Source organism: Clostridium sp. OS1-26 (assembly GCF_030915445.1).
Classification (GTDB): Bacteria; Bacillota; Clostridia; order Clostridiales; family Clostridiaceae; genus Clostridium_AM.
Genome location: NZ_CP133264.1, coordinates 1,271,331 through 1,283,380, shown reverse-complemented (window position 1 = coordinate 1,283,380; position 12,050 = coordinate 1,271,331). Strand labels below are relative to the sequence as shown.

The window sequence follows — 12,050 nt, the reverse complement described above, 5'->3', positions numbered from 1 at the left end:
GAAAAAATGCGTATTTAGTTTTTTGTTTTGCTGAAGATACAGGTAGTTATACGAATATATGGTTGAAACTCTTACATTGAGAATTATTTATGATATAATTAATGTATTATTTCTAAACAAACTATTTTTAGGAAGTGTTAACTTTGATAGAAACAACTCTAAAAACAATAAAAGAAAATAATATGTTTGAAAAAGGAGATAAAGTAATAGTTGCAGTATCAGGAGGCCCTGACTCTATATGCCTTTTGCATATATTAAATGTTTTAAAAGAGCAGCTGCAAATAACTTTATATGCAGCACATATCAATCACTGTTTAAGAGGAAAAGAGTCTGATGAGGATGAAAAATATGTTGAGAAATTTTGTGAAAGTCTAAATATAGAGTTTAGAAGCAAGAGGGTAGACATAAATGAACTAGTAAGAAAGAGAAATATTTCCTCGGAAACTGCGGGCAGAGAAGCAAGATATACGTTTTTTTATGAGTTAAAAAGTAAGTTTGGAGCTCAAAAGATAGCCATAGCTCATAACGCTAATGATCAGGCTGAAACTGTTTTGATGCGAATAATGAGAGGAACAGGAATGGAAGGTCTCATTGGAATAAGACCAGTAAGAGATAATATTTTTGTAAGACCTTTAATAAACTGTTCAAGAGAGAGCATTGAGAAATATTGTGAAGATAATAATATTAATCCTAGAATAGATAAAACAAATTTAGAGCCAATATATGCAAGGAATAAGGTGCGACTCAAGCTTATGCCGTACATAAAAGAAAATTTTAATGAAGATATTGTGACGACTTTAAATAGATTGGCTAGTACTATAAGAGTGGATAATGATTATTTAGAAATGATTGTAAAAGAAAAATATAAAAAATATTGTGATGATAATAAAGAAAAGGTTATAATATCTAAGGAAGCGTTTTTAGAGCATGAATCTATAATTACAAGAATTATACGATTAGCGCTCTATAACGTAGCAGGTAATTTGTATAACTTTGAAAAAATTCATATTTATGATGTAATTGATATTCAGAAAAATGCTACAGGTAAGATGCTGACTCTTCCAAACAAAATACATATACAAAATAATTATGGAGATATATCTGTTTATAAGAAGAAAGAACAAAATATAAAAAATGATGACATTGAATATACATTACATAATGGGTTAAATAAAATAAAGGATTTTAATTTAAGAGTCACTCTAGAATTAATTGATAAAACAGATAATCTATTTTTAAAACAGGAAGATTTTGTTAGATATTTTGACTATAATAAGATAAAAGGGGACATTATAATTAGGTGTAGAAAAGATGGAGATCGTTTCACGCCTTTAGGAATGAAGGGAAGCAAAAAATTAAAAGATTTATTTATAGATCTAAAGGTACCGAAAGATGAAAGAGATAGAATCTCTCTTATATGTTTTGGTGGTGAAATTGCGTGGGTAGCAGGATATAGAGTTAGTGAACTTTTTAAAGTTGACAAAAATACAAAAAAAATTTTAAAAATAATAATTGAAAGTGGGGAAGCCTAAATGAATTGCATGCAACAGGACATAAGAGAAGTATTGCTTACAGAAGAACAACTAAGAACAAAAATAAGAGAAATAGGTCAACAAGTAAGTAAAGACTATGATGGAAAAGATTTAATGTTAGTTGGAATATTAAAAGGGTCTGTTCCGTTTATGGCAGATTTATTAAAAGAAATAACGATACCATGTACTATGGATTTTATGGCAGTATCAAGCTATGGCAATTCAAGTAAAACCTCAGGAATAGTAAGAATTCTAAAGGATTTAGATTTTGAAATAGAAGGTAAGCATGTTTTAATAGTAGAAGATATAATAGATTCAGGAACAACATTAGCATACTTAATAGAATATTTAAAAGGTAGAAAACCTGCTAGTCTTGAGATAGCATGTCTTTTAAGCAAGCCTGAAAGAAGAATGGTTGAAATTAATGCTCAGTATATTGGGTTTGTTGTTCCAGATTATTTTTTAGTAGGTTATGGTCTTGATTATGCAGAAAAGTATAGAAATTTACCGTATATCGGTATATTAAAGGAGGAGGTTTATCAATAAATTAATGCTGAATTTATTGTAATGAAATTTGCCTTATGATACAATTTTACAATATAAAACTAGAAAGAGAGGGGGGCCTATAATGAAAAAATTTTCAAGCGCAACGGCCTGGGTTATAGTATTTGTATTAGTAATTCTTGCAGCACTAATGCTTGCGAGAACCAATGAAAGTGCAACAGCCATAAATTTTAATGAGTTTCAGAAGAATTGGTTAGAGAATAAAGTAACGAGTTTTGAAGTAAGAGAAGATAAAATGACAGTGGTAGGAACACTAAAGGATGGTCAGCAATATGAAACTGTAGTTCCATCAGAAAGACTGTTTCAATTTATAGGAGAACATCCAAAGGATGGAAGTGTTAAGGAAGTCTATGTTAAGCCAGCAGCAGTACCTATGTGGGTACAATATTTACCTACGGTACTTTTGATATTGATGCTTGTAGCATTTTGGTTTATGTTTATGCAGCAATCACAGGGTGGAGGAGGAAACCGAAATGTTATGAATTTTGGGAAGAGCCGAGCTAAAATGGCTACGCCTGATAAGAAAAAGGTCACTTTTAATGATGTTGCAGGAGCAGACGAAGAAAAAGCTGAGTTAGCAGAGATAGTTGATTTCTTAAAACAGCCTAAAAGGTATATAGAGATGGGAGCAAGAATACCTAAGGGGGTACTACTTGTGGGACCTCCAGGTACAGGAAAAACTCTTCTAGCAAAAGCTATAGCAGGGGAAGCTGGAGTGCCATTTTTCAGTATATCCGGTTCAGACTTTGTTGAAATGTTTGTAGGTGTTGGAGCATCTAGAGTTAGAGACTTATTTGATCAAGCAAAGAAAAACTCACCATGTATTATTTTTATTGATGAAATAGACGCAGTGGGTAGACAAAGAGGTGCTGGTCTTGGTGGTGGACACGATGAGAGAGAGCAAACATTAAATCAATTACTTGTGGAGATGGATGGATTTGGAGTAAATGAGGGTATAATAATGATAGCGGCTACTAATAGGCCAGATATATTAGATCCTGCGCTTTTAAGACCTGGAAGATTTGATAGGCAAATAGTAGTTGGAGCTCCTGATGTTAAAGGAAGAGAAGAAATCCTTAAAGTCCATTCAAAAAATAAACCTTTAGCTACTGAAGTTAAGCTAGATGTTCTTGCAAAAAGAACACCAGGGTTTACAGGTGCTGATTTAGAAAACTTAATGAATGAGTCTGCTCTTTTGGCAGTAAGAAAAAATAAAAATCTAATAGATATGGATGAACTTGAGGAAGCTGTAACTAGGGTTATTGCAGGACCTGAAAAGAGGAGCAGGGTTATAGCGGAGGAAGACAGAAGATTAACCGCTTATCATGAAGCAGGCCATGCGGTAGTAATGAAGTTGTTACCTACTGCAGATCCAGTCCACCAAATAAGTATAATACCAAGAGGTATGGCTGGAGGATATACTATGCATCTTCCAGAAAAAGATACTGCTTATATGTCTAAAACAAAGCTTCAAGATGAAATCGTAGGCCTCTTAGGTGGAAGAGTTGCTGAGAAGTTAGTAATAGGAGATATAAGTACTGGAGCTAAAAATGATATTGAAAGAGCAACAACAATATCCAGAAAAATGGTTATGGATTATGGTATGAGTGACTTAGGACCGATAGCTTTTGGTTCTGGGCATGATGAAGTTTTCTTAGGAAGAGATTTAGGAAAAGGAAGAAATTTCAGCGAAGAAGTAGCTTTTGAAATAGATAAAGAAATTAGAAAGCTTATTGATGAAGGTTACAACAAAGCAGAGAAACTTTTAAACGAAAATATATCAAAGCTTCATGCCGTTGCTAAAGCATTGCTTGAAAGAGAAAAACTTGAGGCAGATGAGTTTGAAGAAATATTTAATAATGCTTAGAAGATAGAGGCTAATCAGCCTCTATTTTTTATTTGTGAAATATATATTAAAAACTACATAAAAGTGGTATAATTCATATGTATGTCTAATTTTTAATATAAATTTTAATGAAATGGGATGATTGTTATGGAGTTTAATGTTAAAGAAGGAATAACATCTACAATAGAAACATGTGTAACTGAAAATGATACGGCTAGCAAAATAGGATCTGGAAATTTAGATGTTTTTTCTACACCTGCTATGATAGCTCTTATGGAAAACACGTCTAAAAGCTGTGTAGATTTACATCTTCCATATGGATATACAACTGTTGGAATAGAAGTTAGTATAAAGCACTTAAAAGCATCACCTGTTGGAATGAAAGTAAGATGTGAAGCTCTTTTAACAAGAGTCGAGGGCAAAAGACTTTTCTTTAGTGTTCAAGCATGGGATGAGCATGGGAAAATAGGAGAAGGAATACATACAAGATACATAGTAAATAGCGATAATTTTATGAAAAAGTTGCAGTCATAGTGCCAAAAGGACACAACCTTTTTCTTGACAAATAGAATTTAATTGTTAAAATTAAATTATTAAACTGACAATAAAATGGGTATACTATAGGGCAGCTTCAGAGCTGCTCTTTAATTATGTTTAGCAATATATATTACTAGAAAGGCGGTGCAGTTAGTGATTTTAGTTTTAGACGTTGGCAATACTAATATTGTTCTTGGGATTTATAAGAATAAAGAACTAATTGCTAATTGGAGATTATCTACAGATCCTATAAGAACAGCAGATGAATATGGTATTCAGGTAACACAATTATTTTTGCAAAGCAAACTTGATCCTTCAGATGTAGAAGGAGTTATAATATCTTCAGTTGTTCCCAATATTATGTATTCATTGGAACATATGATTATAAAGTACTTTGAAATAACTCCTATAGTAGTAGGACCAGGAGTAAAGACTGGAATAAATATAAGATATGATAATCCTAAAGAAGTAGGTGCAGATAGGATAGTTAATGCAGTTGCAGCTCATGAAATTTATAAAAAATCTGTTATTATAATAGACTTTGGAACAGCTACAACATTTTGTGCTATAACAGCTAGAGGCGATTATTTAGGTGGAACTATCTGTCCTGGAATTAATATATCTTCAGAAGCTTTATTTCAGAAGGCAGCTAAACTTCCAAGAATAGAGCTTATAAAACCTGCAGGGGTTATATGCAAAAATACAGTATCAAGCATGCAAGCGGGGATAGTGTATGGTTATATAGGTCAAGTAGATTACATAGTCGATAAAATGAAGAAAGAAATGATGCAGCTTGGAGAAGAAGAGCCTTATGTTATTGCAACTGGAGGATTGGCAAAGCTTATTAATGAAGAATCTAAATTTATAAATGTAATAGATCCAACTCTAACATTAAAAGGGCTTAGAATTATCTATGAAAAAAATAGAGAACAGGTGTTGTAATGAAAATAAGAGATTTAGAGTTTAAAAACACTGTGTTTTTAGCCCCTATGGCAGGAGTCACAGATATAGCATTTAGAGGGTTATGTAAAAATTTGGGCTGTGATCTTGTATATACAGAGATGGTAAGTTCTAAAGCACTGTTTTATGGAAGTGAAAATACTGAAAGTATGTTAGAAATTTCAAGAGATGAAGCTCCAGTGGCGGTACAGATATTCGGTAATGATCCTTATGTTATGGCAAAATCTTGTGATTTTTTTAATGATAATAATGATATCTGTATTGTAGACATTAATATGGGATGTCCAGCACCTAAGATAGTTAAAAATGGTGAAGGATCTGCACTTATGAAGGACCCTAAATTAGCCGCAAAGATAGTACAAGAAGTGAAAAAAGCTTCATTAAAACCTGTAACTGTAAAATTTAGGAAGGGTTTTGATTCTAATAACATAAATGCAGTAGAATTTGCAAAGGAGTTAGAGCAAGCCGGAGTAGATGCGATAACTGTTCATGGTAGAACAAAAGAGCAAATGTACGAGGGCAAAGCAGATTGGGATATAATAAGGAAAGTTAAAGAGGCTGTGAGCATTCCTGTTATAGGGAATGGAGATGTAGTTTCTTGTGAGGGCGCTCTGACACTTTTGAAATGACTAAGTGTGATGGAATAATGATAGGTAGAGGTGCTATGGGAAATCCATGGATATTTAGCCAGGTTCAAAGCGGTATTAATGGAGAAAAGGTAGCTTATCCTAGCATGGAAGAAAGAATAAATATGTGTATAGAGCATTATAAAAGATCTCTTTATTATCATAATGAAGATAAAGCTGTAAGAGAAATGAGAAAACATATAGGCTGGTATATAAAAGGATTAGAATGCAATAAGGAAATAAAAGATAAAATTAATTATGAAAAAAGCAGTGAAAAGGTAATAGAGATTTTATTGAATTATAAAGAAAGATTAAATAATAATAAATAACTATGAATAAAAGTATTGTAATTTTTAATTATATAATGGAATAGAATAGTAGCGTAAATAATTTTAAGGAAATGCTTTATGAAGCCGATAGTGTATATTAGTTGCAATAGAAAGATTCCTTATGACAATAACACCTTTTTTGGTAGAATAGTGGATAGGTTTAAAATATCATATCTGGGAGAAAGATTTATAAAGGAGTTGAATTTAAAAATATCCAATATAAATCTTCCACCTAATATTAATAACAAAGCATACTATAAAAACATGTTAGTTGCTAAGAAAAAGGCAAAAGGAAGGGATGTATATTTAGCACCTAAGATATATAGAGAGCTAGATTATAATTTTTTAAATTATTTCCAAAGAAAATTAATAGCTTTTGGAATAGTGACAAGTTCAAAGCTTATCTTGAGGCAAATGCACAAAAGCATAAGAGATAGCTGTATAGTAATATATGATGCTATGGATATAATAAACTTTGAGATAATTTGTTTTATGGCAAAAGAAGCTAAGTATATAGTATTATTATCTAGGCATGTAAATGAGCTTATGCATATGGCAGAATATATTATAGCCAATTTTGGAATAACGCCTATAGTAACGTCGGATTTTAAGTATGCAATTAAAAATGCTGATTTTATTATATCATCAAAAGATATCGATTTGGAAACGGGAGCTAACATATGGTATTTAAACAATATGTATATTCCGTTAAAAAAAGATAATATTATTATAAATGATATTACTTACAAAGTGCCTTGGGAATTAGACGAAGACGTGTCGCCAGAGCTTTTAGGTGCTATATTATGTCAAATGGAAGAAGAAAATATAGAAGAGGCATTAAGGCATAATGGTGTTTTCTTAGATAAGATAAAATTCAATGACAAGATTTTAATTTTATAATTATTGAAATTTCAGAATATTTTGCAGTGGTTCTGCAGATGTTGACATTAGTATAGTGCTGATTTATAATTACTTAAAATAATTACTTAAAATAATTACTAAGCTTATACTATCATATGGGTAGGGGTAGAATTGTCATATAGAAAATTATTAGTAAACTATTAAAAGGGGAGAATAGAATGAACGAAAAAAAATATGTGATGACTTATGAGGGTGTAAAGAAATTAGAAGATGAGTTAGAACACTTAAAAACAGTTAAAAGAAAAGAGATAACAGAAAAGATTAAGGTAGCACTTTCATTTGGAGACTTGAGTGAAAATGCAGAATATGATGAAGCTAAAAATGAACAAGCATTTGTAGAAGGTAGAATAGTTCAACTTGAAAATATGCTTAAAAATGCTACTATAAGTAGATGAAAGTGAAATTTCTACGGATATAGTGAGCATAGGCTCAATTGTAAAAGTTAAAGATTATGAATTTGATGAAGAAGTAGAGTATATAATTGTTGGATCTGCTGAGGCCGACCCGTTAAACAATAAAATATCTAATGAATCTCCAGTCGGAAGTGGGCTTGTAGGTAAAAAAGTAGGAGATGTGATAGAAATACAGGTACCGGATGGAGTAAGCAAATATGAAATACTAGGAATAAGACGATAAGCTATATAAGAAAATATTGGAGGGTTTATTAATGGCAAATGATGAAAAAAATTTAAACAATTTAGAAGAGGATTTTAATGAGCTCATTAGAGAAAGAAGACAAAAATTATCAAATCTTCAAAGTGAGGGAAGAGATCCTTTTGATGTTTATAAGGTAGAAAGAACGCACACAACAAAAGAGATTAAAGATAATTATGATTCACTTGAAGGAAAAGATGTTACAGTTGCTGGAAGACTTATGTCAAAAAGAGTTCATGGAAAAGCTGGATTTTCAGATATTCATGATAGATATGGCAAAATTCAGCTATACATAAAAATAGACGATGTTGGTGAAGTAAAACTCAAAGAATATAAAACTTTTGACATAGGTGACTTTGTATCAATAACTGGAACTGTATTTAGAACTAAAACTGGAGAAGTGTCTCTGCATATTAGAGATTTCCAATTAATTTCAAAATCATTAAAACCACTTCCAGAAAAATGGCATGGATTAAAAGATCCAGACCTAAGATATAGACAAAGATATGTTGATTTAATAATTAATCAAGATGTAAGAGATACGTTTATGAAAAGAACCGCTATAATAAGAGCTATAAGAGAGTTTTTAGATAATAGAGATTATCTAGAAGTTGAAACTCCAGTACTTTCACCTATAGCGGGAGGAGCTGCTGCTAGACCTTTTGTAACTCATCATAATGCATTAGATATAGATATGTATTTAAGAATAGCTACAGAGCTTTACTTAAAGAGACTAATAGTTGGTGGATTTGAAAAGGTATATGAAATAGGTAAAAACTTTAGAAATGAAGGAATAAGTGTAAGACATAATCCAGAGTTTACAATGATAGAGTTATATGAAGCTTTTGCAGATTATAATGATATGATGGAAATTACTGAGAATATGATGGCATATGTATGCGAAAAAGTTTTAGGAACTACAAAAGTCACTTATGAAGGAACTGAAATAGACTTTACTCCACCTTGGAGAAGAGTTACTATGGTAGATGCTGTAAAAGAGTATGCTGGTATAGATTTTAATGAAATAAAAACAGATGAAGAGGCTAGAGAAATAGCTAAGGAAAAACATCTTGAATTTAAGAAAGAATTAAAGGAATGTACAAAGGGAGATATTTTAATTGCGTTATTTGAAGAATTCTGTGAACATAAATTGATACAACCTACTTTTGTATGTGATTATCCAGTAGAAAATTCACCTCTTACTAAAAAGAAAAGAGGAAATCAAGATTTTACTGAAAGATTTGAAGGGTTCATATACGGAAGAGAAGTATGTAATGCTTATTCAGAATTAAACGATCCTATAGTTCAGAAAGACAGATTTATTCAACAGCTTAGAGAAAGAGAACTTGGAGATGATGAGGCTTATATGATGGATGATGACTTTATAAATTCATTAGAAATAGGTATGCCTCCAACAGGTGGACTTGGTATAGGAGTAGATAGAATGATAATGTTCCTTACAGATTCACCTTCTATAAGAGACGTTATACTATTCCCAACAATGAAACCAACACAACAATAACTAAGTTATATTAAGTCGGCAGCTTCTAGTAAGCTGTCGATTTTTGATTTAGTAATTATAAAACTATATAAAAACAGGTGGAAAATATAAAAAAGTGAAAATAACTATTGACTTTTTTAAAATACCCGATATAATAATAAATGTAAGTTGTTCCGCGATAGCTCAATGGTGGAGCATTCGGCTGTTAACCGAAGGGTTGAAGGTTCGAATCCTTTTCGCGGAGCCATTTTTATTTTTTGTAATAAAAATGTATAAATGTTGGTTTAATGGATATAGTAAATTATATTAAAGTAGAAAAATCTTAATGGATAACATTGACAATGCTAAATTATTGCTATATTATATATATTAATATAAACAATATTATAATTCACAATGATAAAGAAAAGTAATAGTAATCATCTTAAAAGAGAGGTTGTGGCTGGTGTAAACAACTAAGGTTTTGCTATGAAGGGAGCTTTTGAGTGAGGTTTATGAAAGCAGGGCATTTGCCAAAAAGGGTGGAACCGCGGAAGATTATTTTCGTCCCTTTATGGTGGAGCTTTATTTTTTTACCATAAAATAATAAAATAAATATCTTGCTATGATGAAGAAGAGTAATGATAAATTGTCTTAAAAGAGAGGTTGTGGTTGGTGTAAACAACTAAGGATTTATCTATGAAGGGAACTTCAGAGCAAGGAGATGAAAGCAGGGCATTTGCCAAGAAGGGTGGAACCGCGGAAAATTATTTTCGTCCCTTCATGGTGGGCCTTTTTTTATAATTTAGTTTAAAATTATTAATTAATATAAAATAAAAATTAGGAGGTAATATCTATGGCATTTGAAAAAACTATGGAGAAAGTAGTAGCTTTGGCTAAAAACAGAGGTTATGTTTACCCTGGATCAGAGATATATGGAGGACTAGCAAATACTTGGGACTATGGTCCTTTAGGAGTAGAATTAAAAAATAATGTTAAAAAAGCTTGGTGGCAAAAGTTTATCCATGAAAGTGAATACAATGTTGGAATAGATTGTGCTATTTTAATGAACAAAGATGTATGGGTTGCATCAGGCCACGTTGGAAATTTCTCAGATCCTCTTATGGATTGTAAAGAATGTAAAGCTAGATTTAGAGCAGATAAAATAGTAGAAGAGCATATGACGAATCAAGGTATAGAAAAGGCTAGTGCTGACGGATGGAGTAATGAGAAGCTAAAGGGTTATATAGATGAAAACAATATAGTGTGTCCTAGCTGCGGAAAAAAGAATTTTACAGACATAAGAAAGTTTAATTTAATGTTTAAAACATTCCAGGGAGTAACAGAAGATTCTAAAGCAGAAATATATTTAAGACCAGAAACTGCGCAAGGTATATTTGTTAACTTTAAAAATGTACAAAGAACTTCAAGAAAAAAAGTACCATTTGGTATAGGACAAATAGGTAAGTCTTTTAGAAATGAAATAACTCCAGGTAACTTTACTTTTAGAACCAGAGAGTTTGAACAAATGGAATTAGAATTTTTCTGTAAGCCAGGTACTGATTTAGAATGGCATAGCTATTGGAAAGAGCATTGTTGGAAGTTCCTCTTAAATCTTGGAATAAAAGAAGAAAGTATAAGATTTAGAGATCATGAACAAGATGAATTATCACATTATAGTAATGCAACTTCTGATATAGAATATAGATTCCCGTTTGGCTGGGGAGAATTATGGGGCATAGCAGATAGAACTGACTATGATTTAAAACAACATCAAGAGCATTCAGGAAAAGATATGTCATATCTTGATCCTACTACTAATGAAAGATATGTACCATATTGTATCGAACCTTCAGTAGGTGCAGATAGAGTTGTATTGGCATTTTTAGTAGATGCCTATGATGAAGAAGAGTTAGAGGATGGAGATGTTAGAACAGTATTACATTTACACCCAGCAATTGCACCATTTAAAGCAGCTATACTTCCTTTAACTAAAAAACTATCTGAAAAATCATCAGAACTATACAGTAAATTACAAAAAGAGTTTAATGTTGATTATGACGAAGCAGGCAGCATAGGAAAAAGATATAGAAGGCAGGATGAGGCTGGAACTCCTTACTGTATAACAGTAGATTTTGATACTTTAGAAGATGATACTGTAACAATAAGAGACAGAGATACTATGCAGCAGTTTAGAATAAAAATAGATGAAATAAAAGATTTCATAAAAGGAAAAATGGAATTCTAAGAATAGCAAAAGGTACGTGCTACATTATTCTATAAGGATATGTAGTGCGTACCTTCTAATTCTTTTTGGATAAGTAAATAATTTTTATAAATAGCCCTAAAATGGTTATAATCCTTAAGAGTGCTTTTTAAGTAAAAACAAAAAGCCAGGTATTATACCTGGCAAAATAGGGTTTAATCATGGGGATATGTTATATGTTTAATTAAAACTTGGGGAATTATATTAATGTTTCCTTACGGCACGAAATTAGTATAGCATATGAAGACAATAAATTTCAATACTCAACAACAAAGTCTTTAAATTAAATATATTCTTGCAATTTCGACTATAAATAATAGCGAAGTTTAAATAAA

8 protein-coding genes, 1 tRNA gene, 2 pseudogenes and 2 other annotated features are annotated in these 12,050 nt (G+C 31.4%); all 11 genes and pseudogenes read left to right on the top strand.

Features of this window, described 5'->3' with window-relative positions; translation table 11 throughout:
• Positions 1–143 precede the first annotated feature (143 nt).
• The gene (gene tilS / locus RCG18_RS06355) at positions 144–1,532 is read left to right on the top strand and encodes a tRNA lysidine(34) synthetase TilS (protein ID WP_308040520.1); all 1,389 of its coding nucleotides are present in this window, start codon (positions 144–146) and stop codon (positions 1,530–1,532) included.
• Positions 1,533–2,078, top strand: coding sequence for a hypoxanthine phosphoribosyltransferase (hpt, locus tag RCG18_RS06350; protein WP_308040519.1), 546 nt, complete (start codon positions 1,533–1,535; stop codon positions 2,076–2,078).
• An 82-nt stretch (positions 2,079–2,160) separates the two neighbouring features.
• Positions 2,161–3,963 (top strand): ATP-dependent zinc metalloprotease FtsH, encoded by a 1,803-nt coding sequence (gene ftsH / locus RCG18_RS06345; RefSeq protein WP_308040518.1) that lies wholly within the window; start codon positions 2,161–2,163, stop codon positions 3,961–3,963.
• A gap of 126 nt (positions 3,964–4,089) precedes the next feature.
• Positions 4,090–4,476, top strand: coding sequence for a thioesterase family protein (locus tag RCG18_RS06340; RefSeq protein ID WP_308040517.1), 387 nt, complete (start codon positions 4,090–4,092; stop codon positions 4,474–4,476).
• Positions 4,477–4,632: 156 nt separating this feature from the next.
• The gene (locus RCG18_RS06335) at positions 4,633–5,421 is read left to right on the top strand and encodes a type III pantothenate kinase (RefSeq protein WP_308040516.1); all 789 of its coding nucleotides are present in this window, start codon (positions 4,633–4,635) and stop codon (positions 5,419–5,421) included.
• Positions 5,421–6,394 (top strand): annotated as a pseudogene (dusB, locus tag RCG18_RS06330) (tRNA dihydrouridine synthase DusB). Before RCG18_RS06335 ends, dusB begins: the two are co-directional and overlap by 1 nt.
• Positions 6,395–6,472: 78 nt before the next feature.
• Positions 6,473–7,294 carry a hypothetical protein gene (locus RCG18_RS06325; protein WP_308040515.1) on the top strand — a complete coding sequence of 274 codons (822 nt, stop codon included), beginning with the start codon at positions 6,473–6,475 and terminating at the stop codon, positions 7,292–7,294.
• Positions 7,295–7,473: 179 nt separating this feature from the next.
• Positions 7,474–7,951, top strand: a pseudogene (gene greA / locus RCG18_RS06320) (transcription elongation factor GreA).
• A 31-nt stretch (positions 7,952–7,982) separates the two neighbouring features.
• Positions 7,983–9,491 (top strand): lysine--tRNA ligase, encoded by a 1,509-nt coding sequence (gene lysS, locus RCG18_RS06315; protein ID WP_308040514.1) that lies wholly within the window; start codon positions 7,983–7,985, stop codon positions 9,489–9,491.
• 151 nt (positions 9,492–9,642) lie between these two features.
• Positions 9,643–9,717 (top strand) — tRNA-Asn (locus RCG18_RS06310).
• Between the two features lie 140 nt (positions 9,718–9,857).
• Positions 9,858–10,024: a binding site (T-box leader), on the top strand.
• 41 nt (positions 10,025–10,065) lie between these two features.
• Positions 10,066–10,233, top strand: a binding site (T-box leader).
• Positions 10,234–10,305: 72 nt separating this feature from the next.
• The gene (locus RCG18_RS06305) at positions 10,306–11,697 is read left to right on the top strand and encodes a glycine--tRNA ligase (RefSeq protein WP_308040513.1); all 1,392 of its coding nucleotides are present in this window, start codon (positions 10,306–10,308) and stop codon (positions 11,695–11,697) included.
• Positions 11,698–12,050: the final 353 nt, after the last annotated feature.

What these genes read in the sequence shown, in the direction of transcription:
- hpt (WP_308040519.1), top strand. Translation starts at nt 1,533, where the DNA reads ATGAATTGCATGCAACAGGACATAAGAGAAGTATTGCTTACAGAAGAA.
- ftsH (WP_308040518.1), top strand. Translation starts at nt 2,161, where the DNA reads ATGAAAAAATTTTCAAGCGCAACGGCCTGGGTTATAGTATTTGTATTA.
- RCG18_RS06340 (WP_308040517.1), top strand. Translation starts at nt 4,090, where the DNA reads ATGGAGTTTAATGTTAAAGAAGGAATAACATCTACAATAGAAACATGT.
- RCG18_RS06325 (WP_308040515.1), top strand. Translation starts at nt 6,473, where the DNA reads ATGAAGCCGATAGTGTATATTAGTTGCAATAGAAAGATTCCTTATGAC.
- lysS (WP_308040514.1), top strand. Translation starts at nt 7,983, where the DNA reads ATGGCAAATGATGAAAAAAATTTAAACAATTTAGAAGAGGATTTTAAT.
- RCG18_RS06305 (WP_308040513.1), top strand. Translation starts at nt 10,306, where the DNA reads ATGGCATTTGAAAAAACTATGGAGAAAGTAGTAGCTTTGGCTAAAAAC.